The sequence below is a fragment of the Allofournierella sp. CML151 genome (assembly GCF_027853465.1).
In the GTDB taxonomy this organism is placed as follows: domain Bacteria; phylum Bacillota; class Clostridia; order Oscillospirales; family Ruminococcaceae; genus Allofournierella.
This window is the reverse complement of record NZ_JAPNNW010000015.1, coordinates 12,767-36,983: the sequence shown is the minus strand read 5'-3', so window position 1 is coordinate 36,983 and position 24,217 is coordinate 12,767. Positions and strand designations below refer to the sequence as shown.

Below are 24,217 nucleotides of genomic sequence, written 5' to 3'. Positions count from 1 at the left end.
AAGCTCCCCTTCCTGGCAGCGGCTCCGAAGCGGCAGGCGCGAGGGAAAACGCTGTGAAATTTTCGGCTGTGTTTTTATACAGTATAAACGAATTTTGACTCGAAGGAAAGAGCAAAGCTTGGATTTTGAATCAGGCACAGGCCAAAACAAAAAACTCCCCAATCAAAGACTGGGGAGAAAAAGAGTCAGGCAGGCTGCTCCGGTTCCGGTTGTGTCACAAGCTCCGGCGCGGGTTCCGTCGCGGGCGGCGGGCAGAGAGGAAACTCCACCAGCACGCAGAACAGGTCTGCCACTGCGTGCACCGAAAACCGGCCGCCGCAGGCCTCGGCGAAGCTTTTGGCGATGGAAAGGCCAAGGCCGCTGCCCTCGCCGCTGCGGGCGGAATCGCCCCGCACGAACCGCTCCAGCAGATGCTCGGCATCCTCCGGGGCGATGGGGTCCCGGGTCACGTTTTTGATGCTGATGGAAACCCGGCTTTCGTCCCGCTCCATCTGGGTGTAGACCCGGCTGCCGGGCAGCGAGTAGGCCAGGGCGTTGGCATAAAGATTCTGGAATACCCGGTACAGCCGGTCGCCGTCCGCACAGATCCAGGCCTGCTCGGGCAGATGGGTCACAAAGGTGAGGGGACTGGCTTCAATGGCCTCGTCCATGTCCGCCAGGGTCTGGCGGATCAGCTTGGCCAGATCCAGCGGGCGGGTCTGCAAGGGCAGCTCGCCGCTGGCGGCCTTGCTCACCTCGAATACATCCCGCACCATGGTTTTCAGCCGGTCGGCCTTCATCTTCAAAATCTTGGCGTAGTCCGCCGCGGGCTGCTCAAGCGGTTCCTCGCAGAGAAGACCCGCATAATTGATGATGCTGGTCAGGGGCGTTTTCAGATCGTGGGACACATTGGTGATCAGCTCCAGCTTGAGCCGCTCGGCGCGCATCTGCTGCTCCACCCGGGCCTGGATGCCTTCCTCCAACGCGTTCAGGTCCTCCGCGGGCACGGCGCAGAGGGAGGTCTCGGGCAGGGCCAGCGGGGCGGTGTGCTGCCCGGCACGCAGGGCTGCAATCTTGTTCGTGAGGGCATCCGCATGCTTGAAAAAGGTGTTCAAACGTAGCAGACTGAGCACAAAACAGGCAACGCCGACGCAGAACAGGCCAGCGCCCAGTGCGACTGCAAGCAGCCAGGAAATGCCAAGACGCCAAAGCGTGTAAAAGAGAAAACCGGGCAGGAAAAATGCCATCAGGAAACACAAGGGGCTGATCAGGAGGGGGAGCAGGATGTGCAGGACAGCCCGGCGCTTCCAGGGCTGGGCGGCGGCGAACTGCTTGTACCGGTGGATCAGACGGGCGGTCAGGCTGGTGTGCAGGGTGTGGCGCAGGTTGAAGCGGAATTCCAGCCAGAACAGCCAGACCAGCGGAAGGTCCACCACCAGAAGAAATGCAGCCAGAACAGGAGATGCAAAGAAGGTGACCGAGTAGCCGTACAGGTAGCTTTGAGCCGCGCAGCTTAAAATCGCCAGCAGCAGGTAGCCGGAGAGGAGCAAAAAGCCCAGCACCATGAGCTTCACAATCAGAGGGACCCGGCGCAAAAGCCCGGCCACCCACTGGGCGGCTGCCCGCCTTTTTTTCCACAGAACAAGCCACGCCACCAGACAGAGCAGCCCCCAGACGCCCAGCTCCACGAGAATGCAGGCGAAGGTGGGCACAACAGAATTGTTGATCCAGGCATAGGCGAAGCCCAGGGTGCCGGTGTCGCTGGAGGGCACCTGCTTGACGGCCACCACGATCTCAGCATTGGGCAAAAAGTCCTGCGGTTCCACCCGGGTGGCGGTGATGCCCTCCAGCAGCACCGCCTGGGTGCTGCTGAAGGCGGTGCCGTTATCCGGGAGCACCATCCGGTCATAAACATCCAGCAAAAGGCTGTTGCCTCCGGTTTTGCCACCGGTTAGCTGGAAGGCAATTTCATAACCCTGGGGGATCTCGTCCGGCGAGCGGAGCAGGGAGGAGGAGATGGTCTCCTCACCCTCGGCGCTCAGATACAGCAGGACGTCCCGGCTGGTGTATTCCTCGCTCTGCCGCAGCTGCTCCAGCGCCTGACGGGACAGTAACTTCTGCTGGGAGACCCCCTGGGGCGTGAGCGCCGCGCCGCCCGGGGTGACCAGCCCGTCGGCACACAGCACACGGGCGTGGTAATACACGGTGCTCAAAAAACGCTGGTATTCCGGCACCGCCTCAATCTGCCGGTTCATCAGTGCATAATAGGACCGTGGCCCCTGCAGAAAGACCTGCACCAGCCGGTCGTCCAGCGGGATGCAGTAAAAAATGAGAAAGAAGCATACCGCCGCCATCCAGCCCGCCAGAATGCGAACCACCAGCGGCCATTTCCTTCCCTCAGTGCTTTTCAAGTTTATATCCAAGACCCCACACCACCTTTACATATTCCGGTTCCTTCGGATTCAGTTCGATTTTTTCCCGGATGCGCCGGATGTGTACCATCACGGTGTTTTCCGGGGCATACACATTGCTTTCGCCCCAGGCGCCGGCATAGATTTCTTCGGCCGAGAACACCCGCCCCGGGCTGCGGAAAAACAGCTCCATGATTCGGGTCTCGGTGGGCGTCAGCCGCACCGGCTCGCCGTCCGCCGTGAGCTGATGACCCTCGAAGTCGTATTCCAGCCGCCCCACCCGCACCAGCGGACCGCCTGCCTGTGCACCGCCCAAAGTCAGATACCGGCGCAGATGGCTCTTCACCCGAGCCACCAGCTCGGTGGGGCTGAAGGGCTTGGAGATATAATCGTCCGCCCCGATGGAAAGCCCCAATACCTTGTCGCTGTCCTCGGTTTTCGCGCTCATCACCAGAATGGGCAGGTTGCGCTTTTGCCGGATGCGCAGAATGGCGGAAAAACCGTCCATCCGGGGCATCATCACGTCCATTAAAATCAGATGCACCGTGCGCTGCTCCAGCACGTCCAGTGCTTCAAAGCCGTCCGCCGCGCCGTATACGCAAAACCCCTCTTTTTCCAGATAAAGCCGCACCGCGTTTACGATGTCGGCATCGTCGTCCACCACCAGGATACAGGCCTGCTGGTCCATATAACCGCCTCCTCTTGCCAAAACCGCTCTTTTGTTGATTGTAGCCAAAACCGGGGCGTTTTCCAAGGCCCCTTTGAGCGCATCCTTATTATAGCAAAGGTTTCTTACAGCCGGAGGGTGGTTTCTCTTACGGTTTTCTTACAATGAGAAAAGGTCTTCGAACCGGTGCGAACCTTGTAACTTCGGGGCTTTTTGTGTATAATGTACCCTGTATGACTATGAGAAAACGCGGCGAAAGGAGCAGCAGCATGGCAAACAGTGTTCTGGTGGGCAGCACCGGCTTTGTGGGAGGCAACCTGATGGCGAGCCATCCCTTTGATGCAGCCTATCATTCCAGCAATGTGCAACAGGGCTTCGGCAAGGAAAACGATCTGGTGGTTTACGCCGGAGTGCCCGCCGCCATGTTCCTGGCCAACCAGGACCCACAGGCCGACCTGGCGGTGATGCGCGCGGCCCGGGAGAACCTGCGTCAGCTGGCTCCCAAGAAGCTGGTGCTGATCTCCTCCATCTGCGTTTTTGCGGACAGTAAGGGCAAAACCGAGGCGGACGAGCCTCAGCCCGAGGGCCTTGCGGCCTACGGGGCCAACCGGCTGCAGCTGGAGCGCTGGGTGCGCCAGGACTGGCCGGACGCGCTGATCGTGCGCCTGCCCGCCTTGTATGGTCTGGGCTTGAAAAAGAACTTTTTGTATGACCTGCACACCATCACCCCGGCGCTGCTGCGCCCGGCGAAATACGAGGAGCTGGCGGCAAAGAGCGAGCTTGTAAAAGCCGCCTACTCCGACGCGGGCAATAATTTTTACAAGCTGAACGGCACCCAGGACCCGGCGGAATTGAAGGCCTGGTTCGCGGCCAACGATTTCAACGCTCTGGCCTTCACCGACAGCCGCTCGCTTTACCAGTTCTACGACCTGCGCCGCCTCTGGGCGGACATTCAGAGGGCCATGGAGCTGGACCTGCGGGTGCTGCACCTGGCAACGCCCCCGGTGAGCGCCGCCCGTGTGTATAAGGCGGTGGCCGGTGGCCATTTTGAAAATCATCTGGCGGCGCAGCCCTTCGACTACGATCTGCGTACCCTGCATGCCGAGGCCTTCGGAGGCAGGGATGGCTACCTCTGCACCGAGGAAGAAGAGCTGGCGAGTATCTGCGCCTTTATGAAAGGATGGACGGAATGAAATTATCGGCTTCCAACATCGGCTGGGCCGCGGACAACGATGAGCAGGTCTGGCAGCTTTTGAAGGACCTGGGCTACCAGGGCATCGAGATCGCCCCCACCCGGGTGATCCCGGAAAACCCTTACGACTGCCCGGCGGGCGCGGCCCTGTTTGCCGGTGTGATGCATCAGAAATACGGCTTTGCCATCCCCAGCATGCAGAGCATCTGGTTTGGCAAGACCGGCAACATCTTCAACCCGGAGGAGGCCAGAGAGCTGGAGGAGTACACCCTGCGGGCCATCGAGTTCGCGGTGAGCTGCCGCTGCCGCAATCTGGTGTTTGGCTGCCCCCGCAACCGGAACATGCCCCAGGGCGCCGACCCCCAGCAGGGCGAGGACTTTTTAAGCCGTATCGCCTGGATGGCGGCCCAGCGGCAGGTGGTCATCGGCCTGGAGGCAAATCCCCCGGTGTATAACACCAACTACATCAACACCACCGCCGACGCCTTCGCCATGGCCAAAAAGCTGGACAGCCCCGGCCTTGGCGTTACACTGGATGTGGGCACGATGATTGCCAACGGCGAGCGGCCCAACGACTTTGCGGCGGATATGAAATACGTGAGCCATGTGCACATCAGCGAGCCGGGCCTTGCCCCCATCGAGAAGCGGGCAATCCACCGGGAGCTGGCGCTGCTGCTGGGCGCGCTGAACTACCAGGGCTATGTGTCGGTGGAGATGAAGACCGCGGACACGGACACTGTGCGCCGCAGCCTGGAATATGTGGCGGAGGTGTTCGGCGCATGAGCGAATGGGTGAAAAACGTGCCCGGTGTGCCGGACTACACGGTGGACGCCTTCCGGGAAAAGCGCAGTGACTACTGCCTGCTCATCCCCATCATCAACGAGGGCAAGCGCATCCTCACCGAGCTGGAACGGGCCCAGAAGGGTGCCGTGGACGGTCTGTGCGACATCATTCTGTGCGACGGCGGCTCCACCGACGGCAGCATGGAGGCCCAGGGCCTGGTGCGCCGGGGTGTGAATACCCTGCTCACCAAAAAGGACCCCGGCAAGCAGGGGGCCCAGCTGCGCATGGGCATCCACTATGCGCTGGAGCGGGGTTACGAGGGCATTCTGACCATCGACGGCAACAATAAGGACTCCATCGAGAGCGTGCCCCTCTTCATTGAAAAGCTGGAGGAGGGCTACGATCTGATTCAGGGCAGCCGGTTCATCCCCGGCGGCAAGGCGGTCAACACCCCCTTCAGCCGCTACTGGGCGGTGCGCCTGATCCATGCGCCGGTGATCAGCCTGGCGGCCCGCCACTGGTTCACCGATACCACCAACGCCTACCGGGGCTACAGCCGGGCCTATCTGACCCACCCGCTGGTGAAACCGCTGCGGGACGTGTTCGTGGGCTACGAGCTGCTGGCCTACCTGAGCGTGCGGGCCACCCAGCTGGGTCTGAAGGCCTGCGAGGTGCCGGTGGAGCGGGCCTATCCCAAGAACGAGCCCACCCCCACCAAGATCAAGGGCTTGCAGGGCAATACCAATCTGCTGAAAATCTTGTTCGCCGCACTGCGGGGAAAATACAACCCGTGAGTTGGAGCTTAGCATATGGACTTAAACTGTAAGAAACGGACAGAACAAATTCGTGGAATAGCGATTTTTATGGTCTGGCTGATAGTTCTGTTCTGCTTTTTTGGTGGAAGTTATCGTAAAAAGGCCGCAGTAGAACCGTCTGGTTTGATGCAGATAAGTGAAGTAAACGAGACTCTTGTCAGCCGGATTCAGGCATACGGCGAGGCGCGGCAGGATACGCTGAATTGTTTGGAACTTCGGCTGGGAACTTTACAGCCTGTGTATCAAACGATTGAGCTTTCTGTTCAGAATGAAGATGGAAAAATAATATTTCATTCAACAAAAAAACTTTCGCCTGAGGATCAGAACAGCGTGGTTTCTTTTGCTGCCAATCTCCCGCTGGAAAAAGGCGCAGAGTATGTATTCTGTATCGATACACAGGAAGGTGCCCAAATTGCCGTGGGACAGGGAATGCAGGAGTATGGCTGGGACGGAACTGTTTTGCTGGACGGCCAACCGGCACAGAACACGTTGATCCGCGCCCGCTATCTGCAGCCTGTGAGCACAATAGAGGTTTGCGCATACGCTGTGTTGTTCTTTGTATATGGCACACTGGCAACAGCGTTGATTTGGTTTATGGGGGATATCCGCAGATATGTAGCCGGAGTGTATATCCGATATGTCAGGGCAGTCGACTGGAGTACAAAAGCTTACGCCTGGTGGGGATTGGCGCTTTTGATGGAGCTGGCAGCGATCTGCTTTACATTCCATTATACGCTTGAAAATGTGATGGACGATCCGTTTGTTTGGACTGTGGCAGTAGCAGGCGGTCTTTGTACCGCAGTTGTTCCAAAGGCCTATGACCAGGTCAGACGCAGATATGGTAAGGCGGGAATTGCGGTTGGATGGGGAATTTCTTTTTACGCCGCATTTGCGCTTTGCGGTAATTATTTGTCTATATATCCGGTGGGGCGAAGCATTGATTTCGCAAGTGTTTTACAGTTTCTGATTTGTTGGCTCTGGGTAGCGCCGTTCATCTTTTGTGCGCTCTGCTTCATGGAATGCCGGAGGCCTCAGCCCCATCGAAACAAAAATATGCCGGTTTCGCTCACGGTACTGCTGATTGTGATTGTGGTTTTACCCGTATGCTTTGTGTTGCTTGGGGCAAACCCGGCGATTTCTACAACAGATTCGGCCACCTGCCTTGCGCAGGGGGCTCATCAGGTGTATGGGCTGGAAAACTGGCATCCGCCGATATACATCCTTTGCCTGGCGGTTCTTGTTAAAATATGGGACTCCACCTACATGATTGTTTTGGCTCAGACGGTGGTTTTTCTCTGGCCCTGGTGCCGGCTGTGCGGGCTTTTGTACAAGAAGGGGATGAGGCCGACAGGAATTATTCTGGCTACCATCTTTATCGCGGCAATACCCAGTACTCCGGTTCTGCTTTGCACAATCTGGAAGGACGTTCCCTATGGGTGCCTTCTGCTGTTGCTGACTGTGTTGGCAATGGAATACACAGAGCTGCCCGAAAAGCGAAAAAATCTCCTGTTTTTGCTGGAAGTTGCAGTAACACTGACAGGTGTGGCGCTGATTCGTGCCAATGGAATTGTACCGTTCGTGATGATGATTGCGGCGATTGCGGCGATCAAAAAACTGGGGCGCATGCGTTTTGTTGCCGTTGCGTTGAGTGTTTTGCTGATCGGAGTAATCGTCGGCCCGGTTTACCGCTATATTGATGTGCAGCCGGTGGCGGAAGATAACTCAGGCGGTGCGTATATAGGGCTGGTTCATGATATACTTGGGGTATATCATTCCGGAGGAACAATCTCACAGAATACGATGGCTTTGCTTGAGGAAGTGTCAGAGGGACGATTGCAGTCCGGAAGTTACACGCCCTATCGTTTCTGGGCTTATAAAATGGCCTATAGCGGTAGTGTGGGAAGCGTGATCACCGCCTATCTGGATACTTTTGTACACAATCCGGTTCGGATGGTGCAGCAGGTTGCATGCAGAACAGACGGTGTGTGGAACATTGCTGCTGCAAAAGGCGCGCCGAGGGTATTGAATCTGAGTGGTTGTATGGATGAAACGGGAGTTGAGCCCTGGCAGGACTATTATCCCCGGCGAGTAGAAAATTCCTTTACTGCGCAGGTGGAAAAGTATGCGTCGGACAATATCGCTTATACACTGAAGGGCGTGATTGTCTGGAGAGTTGGTGTATGGACGCTTCTTTCCGTTCTGTGTGTGGCTTTTTGGCGGTTACGGCGACAGCCGTGGTGGAAGATGCTGGTGTTTGTTCCCCTTGTGGGACATATTTTCTCTCTGCTTCTCTCCACCGGCTGGGATGATCAGCGCTATTTCTGGCCGATCCAGATGATGAGCTTTGCCATTTTTTTGCTGACTCTGGTGAACGGTCCTCTTTCCTCAAATGATAAAAAGGAAGAATACGAATATGATTTTTGATAAAATCATTGTGGGCGCGGGGCTTTACGGTCTGTACGCGGCGCAGAAGTGCGGCGCGGTGGGCCAGCGGGTACTGGTGCTGGAAAAGGACCCCGGCCCCTTCATGCGTGCCACCTATATCAACCAGGCCCGGGTCCACATGGGCTACCACTACCCCCGCAGCTATTCCACGGCCATCAAGAGCGCCCATTACTTTGAGCGCTTCTGCCGGGATTATGACTTCTGCCTGCTCAAGGAATTCGATCAGGTCTACGCCACCAGCGCCCATTTCTCCTGGACCAATGCCCAGGAGTTCCGGGACTTCTGCGCGGCGGCGAACATCCGCTGCGACGATGTGGCCCCCACCAAATACTTCAACCCCGGTCAGTGCGACGGCGCGTTCCTGACCACCGAATACACCTACGATGCCCAGGTGCTCAAGGAGTATTTTCTGAAGGAGCTGGCAAAGCTGCCGAATGTGACCATCGCCTACAGCCGCAAGCCGGAATCTGTGGAGCGGGCGGGCAGCGTCTGGCGGGTAAAGGCGGGGGACATCACCGCCGAAGCGCCTTTTTTGCTGAACGCCACCTATGCCGGGGTGAACGAGCTGCACGCCATGCTGGGCTATGAGCCCTTCAAGATCAAGTATGAGCTGTGCGAGATCATCCTCTGTACCGTGGATGACAAGCTGAAAAACACCGGTATCACCGTGATGGACGGGCCGTTTTTCTCCATCATGCCCTTCGGTCAGACCGGCTACCACAGCCTGACCAGCGTGACCTTTACCCCCCATGTGACCAGCTACGACAGCGTGGCTACCTTCCAGTGCCAGAGCCGCAGCGAGGGAAAATGCCGCCCGGGCGATCTTTACAACTGCAACGAGTGCCCGGCCAAGCCTGCCAGCGCCTGGCCCATGATGAGCCAGCTGGCCCGCAAGTATCTGAAGCCGGAATACGGCTTTGCCTATGCCGGAAGTCTGTTCAGCATGAAGCCCATTCTGAAGGCCAGCGAGATCGACGATTCCCGCCCCACGGTGATCCGGCAGTATGCGTCGGACCCGGCCTTTGTGAGCGTGCTGTCCGGCAAGATCAATACCGTTTACGATTTGGATGAGGTGCTGCAATATGGCGCAGATCACGAATAAGGAAAAGAATTTTATCTCGGCGGTGGTCTATCTGCACGACTGCGCCGGGCAGGTGGAGTCCTTCTTCGACCGGCTGCTGGCCCGGCTGGAGGAGCATTTTGACTACTACGAGATCGTGGCCGTGAACGACGGCTGCACGGACGATACGGTGGCCCGGCTGAAGGAATTTGCGGCCGGGAGGATGGAAAAGCCATTGACCATTCTGAACATGAGCCTGCACCAGGGGGTGGAGCAGGCCATGAATGCCGGGCTGGATGCGGCCATCGGCGACTTTGTGTTCGAGTTCGACAGCCTGGATACCCCTTACCCGGCAGAAATGATCTGGCAGGCCTATGAAACGGCGCTCACCGGCTTTGACGTGGTGACCGTCAGTCCCAGCCGCCAGAAGACGGCCAGCAAGGCTTTTTACGCTCTGTTCAACGCCTTCAGCAACAGCATTTACAAGCTGGAGAGCGACGCCTTCCGGCTGGTGAGCCGCCGGGCTATCAACCGGGTGAAGGCCATCAGTGAAAATCTGCCCTACCGCAAGGCGGCCTATGCGGCCAGCGGGCTGGCCTGCAAGACCCTGCATTTTGAGGGGAGCATTCGCGGCCAGCAGGAGGCCCGGCTGGACAAGGCCATCGACAGCCTGGCCCTGTACACCAACGCGGGCTACAAGATCAGCTTCGGAATTTCCTGCGCAATGGCTTTGCTTACCCTGATTGCACTGGTTTACACCGTGGTGGTGTGGCTGGTGGGCGAGCCGGTCACCGGCTGGACCACCACCATGCTGGTGCTCAGCGGCGGCCTGGCCGGGATGTTCGTGATCCTGACCATCGCGGTGAAGTACCTGAGCCTGCTGGTGGATCTGGTGTTCCGCAAGCAGGCCTATCTGATCGAGGGGATCGAGAAGATCCAGAAATAACCGATACATTTACAGCAACAAAGGGAGAAACACCATGAACAAACGGCTGCGCAGTGCGCTGCAACAGGATATAAGCCGCCGCACCTTCTGGGTGCTGGTGGTACTGGTGGTGCTCGTCAAGCTTGTGATGACCCGCTTCCAGATGGTCTATGTCTGGGTGGGCGGTGCCCCGCTGGACGATGAACTCATGTTCGGGGCGGCCCAGAGCATCACCGCCGGGCAGTGGCTGGGGGCCTACGACTGGCTTACCCTTTCCAAACACATGTTCTTTGCGGTGTGGCTAGCGCTGTGCAGCCTGCTGCACCTGCCTTACCTGGCGGCGGGGCAGCTGCTCACCTGCAGCGCCGCACTGGCCTGTGCTTTCGCCTTTGCGCCGGTGCTGCGCAGGTGGAAGAGCCGGTTTGCAGTGTTCGCCTTGCTGGCCTTCAGCCCGGCGGCCACCGCCTCCTTCACCCTGCGCGTTTACCGGGACAACATCTTCCCCGGACTGTGCATGCTGTTCTTTGCCGGGCTGTGCGGTTACGCGCTGCGCTGCCGCAGGCCGGTAAAGCAGGGCATCGGCTGGCTGGTGCTGTCCGGCGTGGGGCTGGGCCTTGCCTGGCTCACCCGAGAGGATGGTATCTGGCTGCTGCCCTTCGCGGCGGCGGGCACCCTGATTCTGATTGTCACCGCTCTGCGGGACAAGGGCGCCTTGCCCAAAAAGCTGGGCCGCTGCGCCCTGTTGGCGGTGCCCTACGGCCTGCTGGCAGCGGCAATCCTCGCTTACAGTGCGGTGAACTACGCCTACTACGGTCTGTTCGCGGTGAGCGATTTCTCTTCCGGCAGTTTTGCTGCAGCGGTGGGAGCCATGAGCCGGGTGAAGGCCGAGGAGTGGAAACCCCTGTGCAGCGTGCCCACCGATGTGCGCATGAAGCTGTACGACGCGGTGCCTCAGCTGCAGCCGCTGGAATACTGGCTGGAAGAGGATGAGGATCTTCAGAACAGCTTCCGCAACCCGGAGCTGGACGATTACCAGTCCGGCAGCTTCTACTGGGCGCTGCGCAAGGCTGCCTGGAACGAGGGTGTGTATGACAGCCCCCAGAAGGCAGCGGAGTACTGGCAGCAGGTGGCGGATGCCATCAACGCCCTGTGTGATTCCGGCCAGCTGGAAGCAAACGGACCCGAGCGCAGCAGCACTACCCCGCCCATCCGGATGGAGTATGTGCCGGATGTGCTGGCGGAGGGGGTACGCAGTCTGCTGCACACCCTCACCTTCCGGGACTGTGCACCCTATTATGCGGACCAGCGCAGCCTGATTCTGCCCGAGGACGAGGCGGTTTATGAGGCTTATCTGGGCCAGCAGGTGAACAGTGCGGCTCAGGCGGGCAGCGACCTGCCCTATTACAGCCCGCTGCAAAAGCTGGTGTACACCGGCATGGAGGTCATCCGGCTGGTATACGCGGTGGGTCTGCCGGTGCTGTTTGTGGCTGCAGTTGTGCTGCAGGCACGGCGGGGAATCCAGCTGCTGCAGCTGCGCAAGCAAAAAGCCATCCAGCCCGGGCAGGCCCTGCTGTGGGTGCTGCTGCTGGGCCTTCTGGGAATGGCGCTGCTGCGCTGCTTTATGATCGCGTTTGTGGAGGTGGCCTCCTTCAACATCGGCACCTCCACCATGTACCTTTCCACCGTGCACCCGCTGCTGCTGCTTTACAGCGGGGCCGGTATCCTGACCCTTTGGAGGAAAAATCAGTGGCAAACATCCTGATTGTGGGCGCGGGCGCGGCCGGTCTGATGGCTGCGGGTGCGGCTGTGCGGCTGGGCCATTCGGTCACCGTGCTGGAGCACACCGAAAAGCCCGGCCAGAAGCTGCTCATCACCGGCAAGGGCCGGTGCAATGTGACCAACAACTGCGACGAAAACACCTTTTTGCAGAATGTGCGCACCAATCCGCGCTTTCTGTATTCGTCGCTCTACGCCTTCCCCCCGGCCAAGACCATGGAGCTGTTTGAGGAGCTGGGTGTCCCCTTGAAAACCGAGCGGGGCCGCCGGGTCTTCCCGGTGAGCGACCGGGCCGAGGACATCCGCCAGGCCCTTTTGCGCTATGCAGACGGGGCACAGATCCTGTACGATGGGGCGGAAAAGCTTCTGATCGAGGAAGGTCGGGCCGTGGGCGTCGTGACCAAAAGCGGCCGCACGCTGACCGCGGACGCGGTGCTGGTGGCCACCGGCGGCGTGAGCTATCCGGTGACCGGCTCCACCGGCGACGGCTACCAGCTGGCCAAGCAGGCGGGCCACAAGATCGTGCCCACCGTGCCCAGCCTGTGCAGCCTGGTCTCCCCGGACGAGGACTGCCGGGCCATGATGGGGCTTTCGCTGAAAAACGTAACCCTCACCCTCTACCGGGACAAAAAGGCCGTGTTCACCGAAATGGGCGAGATGCTGTTTACCCATTTCGGCATTTCCGGCCCGCTGACCCTGATGGCCTCCAGCTACATCAAGGATATGCAGAAGCATGCCTGGAAGGCGGTCATCGACCTGAAGCCCGCTCTGGACGAGGAGCAGCTGTATAAACGGGTCACCAACGACTTTGCCCTGCTGGCCAACAAGAGCGCCCAGGGCGCACTGGTGAAGCTGCTGCCCGCCAGCATGCAGCCGGTGATGGTCAAACGCTGGGGCGTGGACCCGGCCACCCGGGCCAACCAGATCACCAAGGAGCAGAAGCGGGAGCTGGTGCGGCTGGTCAAGCACTGGGAGGTGCCCATCAGCAAGCGGGGCGACCTGGCCCACGCGGTGATCACCGCCGGCGGCGTGGACGTGAAGCAGGTGGACCCCAAAACCATGGAGTCCAAGCTCTGCCCGGGGCTTTACTTTGCCGGCGAGGTGCTGGACGTGGACGCCTACACCGGCGGCTACAACCTGCAGATCGCCTGGTGCACCGCCCAGGCCTTCGCTGCGAATTTGTGATACAGGCGGCGGGGCCGCTTTGCATAGAATATAATAGAAGGAAGTAAGGAAAACATGATCTCTGTTGCCATCGACGGCCCCTCCGGGGCGGGAAAATCGACCCTTGCAAAACGCCTTGCCAAGGAGCTGGGCTACCTGTATGTGGATACCGGCGCCATGTATCGTGCCATCGGCCTGTTCGCCCTGCGCCAGGGCGTGGACCCCAAGGATGAGGCTGCGGTCACGGCCCTTCTGCCTCAGATTCAGATTGAGCTGCGCTATGTGGACGGCGCCCAGCGAGTACTGTTGTGCGGCGAGGATGTGAGCGAGGCCATCCGGGCCGAGAATGTGGGCATGGCCACCAGTGCGGTGTCGGCCCATCCGCCGGTGCGTGCTTTCCTGCTGGAGCTGCAGCGAGGCATGGCCCGCACCCACGACATTCTGATGGACGGGCGGGACATCGGCACCGTGATTCTGCCTGGCGCCACCGTGAAGATTTTCCTCACCGCCAGCGCTGAGGCCCGGGCTGACCGGCGCTTCAAGGAGCTGCAGGACAAGGGCGTGGACACCGATTACGAGACTGTTCTGGAGGACATCCGCCGCCGGGATTATCAGGACAGCCACCGGGCCACCGCGCCGCTGCGCCAGGCCGAGGACGCCGTTCTGGTGGACACCAGTGAGATGGATCTGGAAGAGAGCTTCCAGGCCCTGAAGTCGCTGATTCTCAGCCGGGTCTGAGCGTTCCAATTTCAAGCCAATCGAGAAAGGAAACAAGCATGTTTTATGGTATTATGGTGACCGGAGCCTGGCTGATCTGGCATCTGGTCTTCCGCATTCGGGTGGTGGGCAAGGAGAACCTGCCCCGGGACGGCAAGGGCTTTGTGCTGGCGCCCAATCACATCTCTGCCATCGACCCGGTGTTCGTGGTCATTGCCCGGTTCTGGGGCAAACGGATGCTGATCATGGCCAAGGAGGAGCTGTTCGAGGTGAATCCGCTGCTGAGCTGGATGTTCCGCAACGTGGGCGTGTTCGGCGTAGAGCGGGGCAAGGGTGACACCGGCGCGGTGGAAGCCGCCGTGGAAAAGGTGAAAAAAGGGCAGGGCCTTCTGATCTTCCCGGAGGGCACCCGTTCCAAGACCGGTGAGCCCGGCAAAATCAAGAGCGGCGCTTTTGTGGTGGCCAGCGCTGCCGGGGTGGATATGATCCCCTGCCGCATCATCTACCGCCACGGGCACATGAAGCTGTTCAGTGGGGTGAAGGTCTGCTTCGGCAAGCCCATCCCCGCCGCTGCGCTGGATATGGGCGAGCACAAATCCGCCGCAAAGCTCCGGGAGTGCAAGGCCATGCTGGCCGACGCCTGGGAGGAGCTGTATCAGCAGAATAAGTTTGAATAAACCCCGCGCAGGCGGGGCAGAATAAAGGGAGAAGTACCCATGAAAATTTTGAAAGCCAAGACCGCCGGGTTCTGCTTTGGTGTGGACCGTGCGGTGAAGCTGACCTATCAGCTGGCCGAAGAGGGGCACAAGGTGGTCACCCTGGGCCCGCTGATCCACAACCCCCAGTGTGTGGCAGACCTGGAGTCCAAGGGCGTGGTCACCGCTGCAGGGCTGGAAGATGTGCCCGACGGGTACGAGGTGGTCATCCGCAGCCATGGCGTTGGCGCGGATGTGTACAGCGCTATTGCGGAAAAGGGCCTGGTGCTTCACGACGCCACCTGCCCCTTTGTGGCCAAGATTCATCGCATTGCCAAGCGCGCCAGCGACGAGGGCAAAACCCTGCTGGTGGCGGGCGACAAGACCCATCCGGAGGTGCAGGGCATCGTCGGCCACACCAAAGGCGAGGTATTTGTGTTCGCCGATTTGGATGAATTAAAGGCCTGGCAGGGCCCGAAAAATGGGCAAAATGGTATAATCGTGGTGGCACAAACCACATTTCAGGTAACAAAATGGTTAGAATGTACAAACTTTATAAAAAAAGACTATACAAACGCCGAGATTTTTGATACAATATGTAATGCGACGTGGACGAGGCAACAGGAGGCGGAAGACCTCAGCCGAAAATGCGACCTGATGGTCGTCATTGGAGGTCATCATTCTTCCAATACCCAAAAGCTTGTAAAAGTCGCTGAAAAACACACAAAGGCCGTTACGGTGGAGACCGCAAAGGAGCTCCGGCCGGAATGGTTTGAGGGTGTGGACACAGTGGCCGTCACAGCCGGGGCTTCCACGCCATCGTCTATAATTGAGGAGGTACTTAACAGTATGAGTGAAGAAATCCGTGAAGAGATGAGCTTTGCCGAGATGTTCGCAGAAAGCGAGGCTAATCTCAAGCCTGTTTTCGCAGGTAAGGTAGTGGAGGGCACTGTTACCAGCATTACGCCCAACGAGGTGCAGGTTGATATCGGCACCAAACACACCGGTTTTGTGAAACTGAGTGAGCTTACCGACGACCCCGCAGCCCGTGCGGAGGATCTGGTCAAGGTTGGGGACAAGCTGGACCTCGTCGTTGAAAAAGTTAACGATCAGGAAGGCGTTGCCTACCTGTCCCGCAAGAAGCTGGAAGCCCGCAAGGGTCTGGAAGAGGTGGCCAAGGCCGCTGAGGAAGGCACCGTCATGGAAGGCGTTGTCACCGAGACCAACAAGGGCGGCGTGATCGTTCTGGTGAAGGGCGTTAAGGTATTCGTACCCCGCAGCCAGGCTACCATGCGCCGTGACGAGGATATCAACGCTCTGGTAAAGCAGAACGTGAAGCTGATCATCACCGAGTGCGCTGGCCGCAAGATCGTTGGTTCCATCAACAAGGTTACCGCCGAGGAGAACGCTGCCAAGCGTGAGGCCTTCTGGGCTGACGTTGAGGTTGGCAAGACCTACACCGGCGTTGTGAAGAGCCTGACCGCTTACGGTGCCTTCGTGGACATCGGCGGCGTGGACGGCCTGTGCCACATCAGCGAGCTGAGCTGGAACCGCATCAAGCACCCCAGCGAGGTCGTTTCCGTGGGCGACACCATCGAGGTGTATGTGAAGGCTCTGGACCCCGAGAACCACAAGGTTTCCCTGGGCTACAAGAAGGCCGAGGACAACCCCTGGGAGAAGCTGAAGAACGAGTATCCCATCGGCAGCGTATTCACCGCTCCCGTTGTGAGCATCACCAAGTTCGGTGCTTTCGTTCGCATCCTGCCCGGTGTGGACGGTCTGGTTCACATCTCCGAGATCAGCAACGAGCGCGTGGAGAAGGTTGGCGACGTGCTGAAGGTTGGCGATGAGGTCAACGTGAAGCTGCTGGATGTCGACTTCGACAAGAAGCGCATCAGCCTGTCCATGAAGGCTCTGCTGGACGACGAGAACAGCGACGCCGAATAATCAAATGGCTCAGAAGCCGCCCGGCAATTGCCGGGCGGCTTTTTTATTTGCCACATGTATTTACATGCAAATCACTAGGAATCAGGGCGAAAACATGCTATACTGGAACTATTCCAGAGCAGGGCGGGCGGCGCTGCCACCACCGGCAGGCTGTTTTTTGCCCGGCACCTCAGGGAAAGGAGATCGTTGAATTTATGAAAGCGTTTCGTTTGACTGGCCTGATCCTTGGGATCGTGGGCCTGAGCCTGTCTGTAACGGCGATTGTGTTCAGTGCGGTGGGCATGTTTAAGGCCCGTCAGTGCAAGCAGTGCAAGTTGGGAGGTCAGATCAAGTAATGGATAAAAAAGAGATCCTGGCAAAGGTTGACCATACTCTGCTGAAGGCCGACGCCACCTGGCCCGACATTCAGAAGATCTGCGACGAGGCTATGGAAAACCACACTGCCTCCATCTGCATCAATCCCGGCTATGTGAAGCAGGCCTGCGAGTACATGAAGGGCGCGATCCCCGTGTGCACCGTTGTGGGCTTCCCTCTGGGTGCCACCGACACCGCCACCAAGGTGTTCGAGGCCAAGACCGCCATTGAGAACGGCGCCGAGGAAGTGGACATGGTCATCAACATCGGCCGCCTGAAGAATGGCGAGTACGACTTTGTGCGCGATGAGATCGCCGCAATCAAGAAAGCCATCGGCGACAAAGTACTGAAGGTTATCATCGAGACCTGCCTGCTCACCGATGCCGAGAAGGAAAAGATGTGCGACATCGTGTGCGAGGCTGGCGCGGACTTCATCAAGACCAGCACCGGCTTCTCCACCGGCGGCGCCACCTTCGCGGACATCGAACTGTTTGCCCGCTGCTGCCGCGGCCGCTGCAAGATCAAGGCTGCGGGCGGCATCTCCACCATCGAGGACATCGAGAAGTTCCTGGAGCTGGGCGCCGACCGCCTGGGTACCAGCCGCGCAGTGAAGATTCTGCAGGGCCTGGAGTCCAGCGGATACTAATTGAATTGAATTTTTCAGCGGGCCGCCGGGGTTTTCCACCGGCGGCCCGCTTTTGGTTGAAAACTGCTCCGGTAAAATGCTATACTCAAATCAAGCAAAAAGGCGGGGTGGGAAGCATGGGCAAAAAAATTATCTGCGCGCTGGCGGCTTTTGCGGTGCTGGCGGGTCTATGCTTTGTCCTGAGCTACACCAGGCCCATGACCCTGGAGCAGCTCTGCCCGGGCATCCGGCTGGAGGATTGCCGGGCAATCCAGGCCAGCTTCCGGCGCGGGCAAACCGGCGAGGAGATTACTCTTACCCTGCAAAACGGCGACACAGCCTTTGCGCAGGTGACCGAGCTGATGGAGAAAGCCTCCTTCCGGCGCAGCCTGCTCAGCCTGTTTCCACTGGGCGGCAAAAGCCATGCGCTGCAGCCGGAGGACTTCAAATGGCTGCTGCTTCTGGAATTTGGCGACACCCAACTGCCGGACGGCACTCAGGGCAGCGGGATGCTGATAGAGCTGAACGATTTTTACGGAACGCTGGAGGTCTCCTATGTGGACGAGACCTGGCGCTGCAGCGTATCCAATCAGGAGGAATGGCGCAGCGCGGTGATGGAATGCCTGGAAACGGCAAACAAGAAGGAGGGGAACGAATGAGCAGAAAAATGGTTTTGGGGTTGGTCCTCATGTGTATGGGGTTTTTTGGCGGGATTTTGCTAATCGGCGCCATGGTACTGAGCCCTATGAATCCCTGGAGCTACAACGGAATTACCGGCTGGTACGGCTGCCTCCTGGGAATGCGTCTACAGCTTCCGTTGGGGGTCTGTATTGCTGTGACACTGGCCGGATTCGCGCTCAGTGTGATTGAAGCATTCCGGAAAGAATAATCCCAAAAAGAGGAAAGGACGGAACGGATATGAAGCCTGTGGTTGCAGGACTTTTGACCTTTGTGGTGTTTTTCTTTGGCAACAGCTATCTGCTGGGCGGGCTGGGCCAGCTGTGCCTGATCGGAGGCGATGCCTTTGTGAATTCCTATTTTGCCCCTGTCATGACCGGGCTTGCGCTGCTGGCGGCCCTGGTGGTGGGCTGCACACTGGCTGTGCTGCAAAAGCTGGATGCGGTGCAGAAGACCCTAAACGACAGGAAGCCCCACGAACAATAACACCGGCACGCAGCGCGGCAAAAACTGAGAAAACAGGCCCCGGACCCGAGGAAAGGGTCCGGGGCCTGTTTTTTCGTGGTGCCGTTTGCTATCATGGAGAAAAGCAGAACATTTTGTAACAACTCCGAAAGATAGCGTTGCTATCATCAGGATGGAAAAGGAAAACAGGGGGCATGAGCAATGAAGCCGATTCTGATCGTGGACGACGAGGTGGCCATCGCGCAGCTGATCGCCATGACGCTGGCCCGGATGGGCTATACCTGCCAGATGGCCTTTGACGGGCTGAAGGCCGCCGAGCTGCTGGAGAAAAACGAGTACGATCTGGTGCTGCTGGACATCATGCTCCCCGGAGCGGACGGCTACGAGCTGATTGACTTCATCCGGCCCACCGGCATCCCGGTGATCTTCATCAGCGCAAAGACCACCGTGGCTGACCGGGTGAAGGGGCTGCATCTGGGCGCCTGCGACTACATTGTAAAACCCTTCGCCCCCGAGGAGCTGCTGGCCCGGGTGGAAAATGTGCTGCGGCTTTCCGGCCGGGGACAGGCAATGCTGAAAGCCGGGGACGTGACGGTGGATGTGTCCACCCGGCAGGTGAAAAAGGCCGGGCAGGAGGTGGCCCTCACCCCCACCGAGTATCAGCTGTTGCTGGTGCTGCTGCACAACAAGAACATTGCGCTTTATCGGGACACCCTGTACGAGCGGGTCTGGGGACGGGATGCCGAGCTGGACACCCGCACCCTGGACATCCACATCCACCGGCTGCGCAAAAAGCTGGGCTGGCAGCACATGATCCGTACCATTCCCCGGATAGGCTACCGATTGGAGGAAACGCCATGAAACTCGCGCCGAAACTGGTTCTGACCATTCTGTTGTTGTTGGGCGTTCTGCTGGCGGCGGGCGGCGGCTGGCTGATCAAAACGGATTTTGAACGGAACTTCGACCAGGCTCGTACCCGGAACACCCTGGCTCACCGGCGGGATACCTATTCACTGCAGAACGGGCTGCTGGTTAAGGTCAGTGACGGAATGTTGAGCGGACAGGCCGTGGTGGATTACGGCGAAAGCCTGGGCCGGTATGTGGGGCAGCAGGAAGGCGGCTTCGCGGTATATCAGGGCGAGGAACCGCTGTATTCCAGTCTGCCCGCAGTGCTGGGGCAGCAGGCGGCACTCCGGGCCATTGAGGCCGGAGAAGAGGCGCTGCTGCTGCAAAAGGCAGGCCAAAGCAGCTATATGATGATGGCAAGCCAGGTGCAGGTGGCTGGCGAGGAATACTGGCTGGTGAGTGCCTACGACGTGACGGGTGTGTTCCAGGCCCGGGAAGACAAATTCCGGGAGCTGTTCCGGCTGGAGCTGGCGGCGCTGGCCCTCGCGGGCGCGGCGGCGGCTCTGGCGGTGAGCTGGATGATCCGCCCGCTGAAAAAGCTGGAAAAGGCCAGCCGGGCGGTGGCGGCGGGGGACTACACCCTGTCCACCGCCACGAAAAGCCGGGACGAGGTGGGCGCGCTCAGCCGCAGCTTTGACGCCATGACTGCCACCGTACGGGATAAGGTGGACCAGATGGAGGACACCATCCTGCGGCAAAAGCAGTTTGTGTCCGCCTTTACCCATGAGCTGAAGACCCCCATGACCAGTATCCTGGGCTATTCCGACCTGCTGCGCAGCGGCGAGATGGACCCGGAGGACCAACGGCAGGCGGTGCAGTACATCCACCGGGAGGCTTTGCGGCTGGAGACTTTGAGCGGTAAGCTGATGCAGCTGATGGGGCTTGTGGAGCAGGAGGAGCTCACGCTGGAGCCGGTGCGGCTTGTGCTGGTGCTGCGGGATACGGCGGCCAGCCTGCCCGAGCTTGCGCCCATGCTGGAGATCCAATGTAACCCGGCGCTCACGGTGCTGGCGGACCGGGACCTGCTGGCGGACCTGGTGCGTAATCTGGTGGTGAACGCGGCCAGGGCCCAGCCGAAGGATGACCGGGTGCACATCACCGCGGGCCGCACCGAAAATGGCATCGTGCTGCGGGTAGTGGACCGGGGCCGGGGCATTCCGGAGGCGGACCTGCCCCACATCACCGAACCCTTTTATATGGTGGACAAATCCCGCGCCCGAGCCCAGAACGGCAGCGGCATGGGTCTGGCCCTCTGCGCCCGCATTGCCCGGCTGCACGGCAGTGAACTGCGGTTTACAAGCAGGCTGGGTCAGGGCACGGTGGTGGAACTGAACTTGCGGGAGGGGACGGTATGAAACAGAGGCTTTTTACGGCAGCGGCCTTCCTGGCGGCTTTCGCCTTTCTGGCACTGGTGCTGGCCGCTCCGCTGCCCCTGATGGAGCGAAGCGACGAGGTGCTGTATACCCAGGTCATGCCCCGCCAGCTGACGGCTGACGGGCAGAGCACCCAGGCGAGAAGCATTGATTTTGCCCGCCAGCTTTACGACCGGGATCAGCTGCTGGGAATCAAAAACTACGCGGGAGCGCTTTTGCAGATGACGAATCAGGAAGCCCTGGGCGACGCGCCCGACCGGCTGTATGACTTTTTGCACCAGATGGATTTCTGGAGCGAGGAGGAGCAGGCGGAGCTGGAACGGCAGATCGCGCAAGCGGACAGCTGGCAAACCATTTCCGACAGTGTGGGTTTTTCCGCCTGGTGGTTGTATACACCGGTGGGGGCAGAGATGTGGAACACTCTGGAATGGGAGCTTAGCTCCCAGGGGCAGCTGGTGCGGCTGCGGATGAATCCTGTTCAGGAGTACACCGGGCAGGACCTGGAGCATCTGATGGACGAATATCTGGCAGTCACCGGCCTGGATGTGCTGGAGGACTGGCAGGCGCTGGATGTGACGGCGCAGCTTCCCGTGGACGAGGAAAGCATTGTCGAGCTGCGGGCCCGGTATTCCCCGGGAGCGAAGCTGTATCTGTACGCAAATTATGTGGACGGCGCGCTGGCGTTCGGGGTCTGCCCGCTGGAGCAGGAGGAGCTGGCTCAGCTGGATGTGAGCCTGCTGGAGGAATAAACCGGAAGGAGGGGGCCATGTGAAACGGAATCATTGGCTGCTGGCAGTTACGCTGCCTCTGCTGCTCCTGGCGGGCTGTGGCGCGAAGGAGCCGGACCCGGGCACAGAGGCACCCACGCCAACGCCCGCGATTCAGATCCAGGAGCCGCAGACCCAGGTGCTGCGCAGCACCGACAGCCATGGTTATTACACCAGAAGTGCGTACTATGATCTGGAGACCATGACGTTGAAACAGTGGGACCTGAAGCTGCCGGACGGATACCGGATGAGCAGTGATGGCCCGGTCTCGGACGGGCAGGCGCTGTATTTCGTCCTGACCCGGCCGGGGGAGGACGCCAGTGAGGCGCTGAGCCGGGTGCCGCTGGAAGGCGGAGATGTACAGATCCTTTATGAATGCGGTGAGCATGAGCAGATTGAAGTTGCCTACACCGACGGTGGGGGCGAATACGACAAACGGCCCATCCTGTTGCGCGGCGGTGAACGGCGCTGTTTCCTTGTGCACCGGTGGGGCGAGGAGGAAGAGAATTCCACCTGGCTCTATGTGTGGGACCCGGTATCCGGCTCCTGTGAGCCGGTGAAACAGCTGGGCGGCCATATGCGCTTCTGGGGCGAGTATCAGGGCCGGGCTGTGCTGCGGGATTCGTGGGAGCCGGAGGCGGGTCTGTTCCAGCTGGACGCGGAGACCGGGGAGATTACGGTTCTGTTGAGCGGCGAAAACCCCCAGGCGGCCCAGCTGTTTCTGGGGCCGCCGCTGCTGATCCGGGAGAATTTCGTCTGCGCGGGCACCATGTCCGCCGACAACCCGGACGGCAAGGAGCGGGTGTATTGTCTGGACCTGAAAACCGGGACGGTGCGGCAGCTTGCCAGCTCGGATGACGGCTATCTGCTGGTTCGCATGAAGGATATCTGGGATGGAAAACTGCGTGTTCGGGGAATGGAAGGCTATGAGTCGGGCCAGTGGTATGTGGACTGCGCCACCGGCCAGAGGGTGGAGAGCGTGCTGACGGATGAGGGCGGCACGCCGCTGCACATCCGGGCGCAGCTTGGGGAATACTACCTGATCGATGTGGAGAGAGGATGCACCACGGACACGGTGTGGATGAACGAGGTGGGAGAGCCGGTGTATTCCCGGGTTGCCCTGCAGGAGCTGGCCCTCATTGCCAAAGAGGATTACTGGGCGGGCCGGCCCGACTACCGGATTTTTGAACAGGAAGGGGAGCAGGCGGAATGAGAAAAGCAAAACATCTGCTTGCAGCGGCGCTGGCGCTGCTGCTTGTGGTGGGCTGCGGGCAGCCGGCCGAATCCACGACTCCGGTGGCTTCGGCGGCACCGGAAAGTCAGGAGCAGCCGGGTACAGGGCTGCTTACCTCCTGGGACGGACGGCGTTATTACACCACGGAAAATGTGGTGTGCGATACCGCCGATATGACCGCCCGCTATCTTGTACTGCCCATTGGGGGACAGAGAAGGCTGCTCGGCTATCCGGTCACCGACGGGAAGTTCCTGTACTATTCCACAGACAGCCTCTGGAACCAGAAAGGCCGCAGCGGGCAGATCTGGCGAAGCGAGCTGGACGGGAGCGGGGCCGTACTGCTCTGGCAGACCGAAGATGCAACGGACATTGTGCCCATCTCTGACGCATTGAACGGCTGGTCGGACAGCACTGCCCGGCTGGTGGTGTTTGCGTGGCAGGACGCGGTCTGGTTTTTCGTCGGGCAGGAAAGCCGGATCGACAGCCCGCAGGTGCTTCGCTGTGGGAACGGCGAAACCGAGGCGCGCCCGGTGGAGTACCCGGAACCTCTTCCGGAGGGGGAATTTGCGGGGGAGATGGCCGGTCAGCCGGTATTCCAAAGCTTCCGGGAGGATGGATGCGTCTACTGGCAGCTGGACCTTGCCACCGGAAAGGTGCGGGAACTCGCCGATTTTCCAGAACCGGCCCATTCCAACCTGTTGGTGCAGGATGGGATACTGTATTTGCAGGACGATGAAAGCTGGGAGCTTTGTGCGGTGGAACTGGCCAGCGGTGAGCGGAGAGTCCTGTGGTGCCCGGAGACGCCGGAGCAAGGTTTCGGGCTGCAGTATGTGTGGGATGGCCATGCTTTTTTAATGAGTGCGGAGCGGCCTCTGCGGTACTGTTCGCTGAATCTGAGCGACGGCAGCATGCAGGAGATGACGCTGAGGGGAAGCTGGGAAGGCGGCGGCGGTGAATTTGTGCTGTATGCCCGGGCACCTCTGGGGGACAGCTATGTGGTGGTATACCGACGAAGCGAAAACAGCCGCATTGGTATGAACCAGACGGGCGAACCGGAGCGGTGGAAGAATATGCGGGAATATTACGCCCTCATCAAAAAAGACGACTACTGGAACAACGTGCCCGAATACCGGTACTTCACCTGGGTGGATGATTGATGAATTTTGCCCGCGGGCATTGTTTTGCGCCCTCTGCTCTGCTACAATAGGGGGCAGAAAACAACGCGAAAAGGCGGTCGAA

The 24,217-nt window shown here is 59.5% G+C and carries 23 protein-coding genes; 21 read left to right on the top strand and 2 right to left on the bottom strand.

What is annotated here, in order from left to right; genetic code table 11:
- Window positions 1–185: 185 nt before the first annotated feature.
- Complete coding sequence (locus PH256_RS11105; protein ID WP_270914231.1) at window positions 186–2,357, bottom strand: sensor histidine kinase; 2,172 nt, start codon at window positions 2,355–2,357, stop codon at window positions 186–188.
- Between the two features lie 19 nt (window positions 2,358–2,376).
- Window positions 2,377–3,078, bottom strand: coding sequence for a response regulator transcription factor (locus tag PH256_RS11100; protein WP_087183686.1), 702 nt, complete (start codon window positions 3,076–3,078; stop codon window positions 2,377–2,379).
- A gap of 248 nt (window positions 3,079–3,326) precedes the next feature.
- Between PH256_RS11100 and PH256_RS11095 the strand changes: the two genes are divergently transcribed.
- The 21 genes from PH256_RS11095 (at window position 3,327) to PH256_RS10995 (ending at window position 24,135) form a co-directional block, all read left to right on the top strand.
- Entirely contained in the window at window positions 3,327–4,250 is a 924-nt protein-coding gene (locus PH256_RS11095) for a sugar nucleotide-binding protein (RefSeq protein ID WP_270914230.1), read from the top strand.
- Complete coding sequence (locus PH256_RS11090; protein WP_270914229.1) at window positions 4,247–5,032, top strand: sugar phosphate isomerase/epimerase family protein; 786 nt, start codon at window positions 4,247–4,249, stop codon at window positions 5,030–5,032. The genes PH256_RS11095 and PH256_RS11090 overlap by 4 nt, the downstream gene beginning before the upstream one ends.
- On the top strand, window positions 5,029–5,826 hold the full coding sequence (locus PH256_RS11085) for a glycosyltransferase family 2 protein (protein ID WP_270914228.1): 798 nt from the start codon (window positions 5,029–5,031) through the stop codon (window positions 5,824–5,826). Before PH256_RS11090 ends, PH256_RS11085 begins: the two co-directional genes overlap by 4 nt.
- 69 nt (window positions 5,827–5,895) lie before the next feature.
- A complete protein-coding gene (locus PH256_RS11080) occupies window positions 5,896–8,271 on the top strand; it encodes a hypothetical protein (RefSeq protein WP_270914227.1) in 2,376 nt (791 codons plus the stop codon).
- Window positions 8,261–9,394 (top strand): FAD-dependent oxidoreductase, encoded by a 1,134-nt coding sequence (locus tag PH256_RS11075; protein WP_087183681.1) that lies wholly within the window; start codon window positions 8,261–8,263, stop codon window positions 9,392–9,394. Before PH256_RS11080 ends, PH256_RS11075 begins: the two co-directional genes overlap by 11 nt.
- Window positions 9,375–10,298 carry a glycosyltransferase gene (locus tag PH256_RS11070; protein ID WP_270914226.1) on the top strand — a complete coding sequence of 308 codons (924 nt, stop codon included), beginning with the start codon at window positions 9,375–9,377 and terminating at the stop codon, window positions 10,296–10,298. Before PH256_RS11075 ends, PH256_RS11070 begins: the two co-directional genes overlap by 20 nt.
- Before the next feature lie 34 nt (window positions 10,299–10,332).
- The gene (locus PH256_RS11065; protein ID WP_270914225.1) at window positions 10,333–12,039 is read left to right on the top strand and encodes a hypothetical protein; all 1,707 of its coding nucleotides are present in this window, start codon (window positions 10,333–10,335) and stop codon (window positions 12,037–12,039) included.
- The gene (locus PH256_RS11060) at window positions 12,024–13,238 is read left to right on the top strand and encodes an NAD(P)/FAD-dependent oxidoreductase (protein WP_270914224.1); all 1,215 of its coding nucleotides are present in this window, start codon (window positions 12,024–12,026) and stop codon (window positions 13,236–13,238) included. The genes PH256_RS11065 and PH256_RS11060 overlap by 16 nt, the downstream gene beginning before the upstream one ends.
- Before the next feature lie 54 nt (window positions 13,239–13,292).
- Window positions 13,293–13,955 (top strand): (d)CMP kinase, encoded by a 663-nt coding sequence (cmk, locus tag PH256_RS11055; protein WP_087183677.1) that lies wholly within the window; start codon window positions 13,293–13,295, stop codon window positions 13,953–13,955.
- 38 nt (window positions 13,956–13,993) lie between these two features.
- Entirely contained in the window at window positions 13,994–14,611 is a 618-nt protein-coding gene (locus PH256_RS11050; protein ID WP_087183676.1) for a lysophospholipid acyltransferase family protein, read from the top strand.
- A gap of 39 nt (window positions 14,612–14,650) precedes the next feature.
- Window positions 14,651–16,576 carry a bifunctional 4-hydroxy-3-methylbut-2-enyl diphosphate reductase/30S ribosomal protein S1 gene (locus PH256_RS11045; RefSeq protein ID WP_270914223.1) on the top strand — a complete coding sequence of 642 codons (1,926 nt, stop codon included), beginning with the start codon at window positions 14,651–14,653 and terminating at the stop codon, window positions 16,574–16,576.
- Between the two features lie 194 nt (window positions 16,577–16,770).
- A complete protein-coding gene (locus PH256_RS11040; protein WP_158096372.1) occupies window positions 16,771–16,911 on the top strand; it encodes a hypothetical protein in 141 nt (46 codons plus the stop codon).
- Window positions 16,911–17,576, top strand: coding sequence for a deoxyribose-phosphate aldolase (gene deoC / locus PH256_RS11035; protein WP_087180798.1), 666 nt, complete (start codon window positions 16,911–16,913; stop codon window positions 17,574–17,576). Before PH256_RS11040 ends, deoC begins: the two co-directional genes overlap by 1 nt.
- Before the next feature lie 116 nt (window positions 17,577–17,692).
- Complete coding sequence (locus tag PH256_RS11030; protein ID WP_270914222.1) at window positions 17,693–18,214, top strand: hypothetical protein; 522 nt, start codon at window positions 17,693–17,695, stop codon at window positions 18,212–18,214.
- Window positions 18,211–18,444, top strand: coding sequence for a hypothetical protein (locus PH256_RS11025; RefSeq protein WP_087183674.1), 234 nt, complete (start codon window positions 18,211–18,213; stop codon window positions 18,442–18,444). The genes PH256_RS11030 and PH256_RS11025 overlap by 4 nt, the downstream gene beginning before the upstream one ends.
- Before the next feature lie 29 nt (window positions 18,445–18,473).
- Complete coding sequence (locus PH256_RS11020; protein ID WP_087183673.1) at window positions 18,474–18,719, top strand: hypothetical protein; 246 nt, start codon at window positions 18,474–18,476, stop codon at window positions 18,717–18,719.
- A gap of 180 nt (window positions 18,720–18,899) precedes the next feature.
- Entirely contained in the window at window positions 18,900–19,559 is a 660-nt protein-coding gene (locus PH256_RS11015) for a response regulator transcription factor (RefSeq protein ID WP_270914221.1), read from the top strand.
- A complete protein-coding gene (locus tag PH256_RS11010; protein ID WP_270914220.1) occupies window positions 19,556–20,959 on the top strand; it encodes a sensor histidine kinase in 1,404 nt (467 codons plus the stop codon). The genes PH256_RS11015 and PH256_RS11010 overlap by 4 nt, the downstream gene beginning before the upstream one ends.
- Window positions 20,956–21,726 (top strand): hypothetical protein, encoded by a 771-nt coding sequence (locus PH256_RS11005; protein ID WP_270914219.1) that lies wholly within the window; start codon window positions 20,956–20,958, stop codon window positions 21,724–21,726. The genes PH256_RS11010 and PH256_RS11005 overlap by 4 nt, the downstream gene beginning before the upstream one ends.
- A 19-nt stretch (window positions 21,727–21,745) precedes the next feature.
- Entirely contained in the window at window positions 21,746–22,957 is a 1,212-nt protein-coding gene (locus PH256_RS11000; protein WP_270914218.1) for a hypothetical protein, read from the top strand.
- Window positions 22,954–24,135 carry a hypothetical protein gene (locus PH256_RS10995; RefSeq protein WP_270914217.1) on the top strand — a complete coding sequence of 394 codons (1,182 nt, stop codon included), beginning with the start codon at window positions 22,954–22,956 and terminating at the stop codon, window positions 24,133–24,135. The genes PH256_RS11000 and PH256_RS10995 overlap by 4 nt, the downstream gene beginning before the upstream one ends.
- Window positions 24,136–24,217: the final 82 nt, after the last annotated feature.

What these genes read in the sequence shown, in the direction of transcription:
- PH256_RS11100 (WP_087183686.1), bottom strand. Translation starts at nt 3,078, where the DNA reads ATGGACCAGCAGGCCTGTATCCTGGTGGTGGACGACGATGCCGACATC.
- PH256_RS11095 (WP_270914230.1), top strand. Translation starts at nt 3,327, where the DNA reads ATGGCAAACAGTGTTCTGGTGGGCAGCACCGGCTTTGTGGGAGGCAAC.
- PH256_RS11090 (WP_270914229.1), top strand. Translation starts at nt 4,247, where the DNA reads ATGAAATTATCGGCTTCCAACATCGGCTGGGCCGCGGACAACGATGAG.
- PH256_RS11085 (WP_270914228.1), top strand. Translation starts at nt 5,029, where the DNA reads ATGAGCGAATGGGTGAAAAACGTGCCCGGTGTGCCGGACTACACGGTG.
- PH256_RS11080 (WP_270914227.1), top strand. Translation starts at nt 5,896, where the DNA reads ATGGTCTGGCTGATAGTTCTGTTCTGCTTTTTTGGTGGAAGTTATCGT.
- PH256_RS11075 (WP_087183681.1), top strand. Translation starts at nt 8,261, where the DNA reads ATGATTTTTGATAAAATCATTGTGGGCGCGGGGCTTTACGGTCTGTAC.
- PH256_RS11070 (WP_270914226.1), top strand. Translation starts at nt 9,375, where the DNA reads ATGGCGCAGATCACGAATAAGGAAAAGAATTTTATCTCGGCGGTGGTC.
- PH256_RS11065 (WP_270914225.1), top strand. Translation starts at nt 10,333, where the DNA reads ATGAACAAACGGCTGCGCAGTGCGCTGCAACAGGATATAAGCCGCCGC.
- cmk (WP_087183677.1), top strand. Translation starts at nt 13,293, where the DNA reads ATGATCTCTGTTGCCATCGACGGCCCCTCCGGGGCGGGAAAATCGACC.
- PH256_RS11050 (WP_087183676.1), top strand. Translation starts at nt 13,994, where the DNA reads ATGTTTTATGGTATTATGGTGACCGGAGCCTGGCTGATCTGGCATCTG.
- PH256_RS11045 (WP_270914223.1), top strand. Translation starts at nt 14,651, where the DNA reads ATGAAAATTTTGAAAGCCAAGACCGCCGGGTTCTGCTTTGGTGTGGAC.
- PH256_RS11040 (WP_158096372.1), top strand. Translation starts at nt 16,771, where the DNA reads ATGAAAGCGTTTCGTTTGACTGGCCTGATCCTTGGGATCGTGGGCCTG.
- deoC (WP_087180798.1), top strand. Translation starts at nt 16,911, where the DNA reads ATGGATAAAAAAGAGATCCTGGCAAAGGTTGACCATACTCTGCTGAAG.
- PH256_RS11030 (WP_270914222.1), top strand. Translation starts at nt 17,693, where the DNA reads ATGGGCAAAAAAATTATCTGCGCGCTGGCGGCTTTTGCGGTGCTGGCG.
- PH256_RS11025 (WP_087183674.1), top strand. Translation starts at nt 18,211, where the DNA reads ATGAGCAGAAAAATGGTTTTGGGGTTGGTCCTCATGTGTATGGGGTTT.
- PH256_RS11020 (WP_087183673.1), top strand. Translation starts at nt 18,474, where the DNA reads ATGAAGCCTGTGGTTGCAGGACTTTTGACCTTTGTGGTGTTTTTCTTT.
- PH256_RS11015 (WP_270914221.1), top strand. Translation starts at nt 18,900, where the DNA reads ATGAAGCCGATTCTGATCGTGGACGACGAGGTGGCCATCGCGCAGCTG.
- PH256_RS11010 (WP_270914220.1), top strand. Translation starts at nt 19,556, where the DNA reads ATGAAACTCGCGCCGAAACTGGTTCTGACCATTCTGTTGTTGTTGGGC.
- PH256_RS11005 (WP_270914219.1), top strand. Translation starts at nt 20,956, where the DNA reads ATGAAACAGAGGCTTTTTACGGCAGCGGCCTTCCTGGCGGCTTTCGCC.
- PH256_RS10995 (WP_270914217.1), top strand. Translation starts at nt 22,954, where the DNA reads ATGAGAAAAGCAAAACATCTGCTTGCAGCGGCGCTGGCGCTGCTGCTT.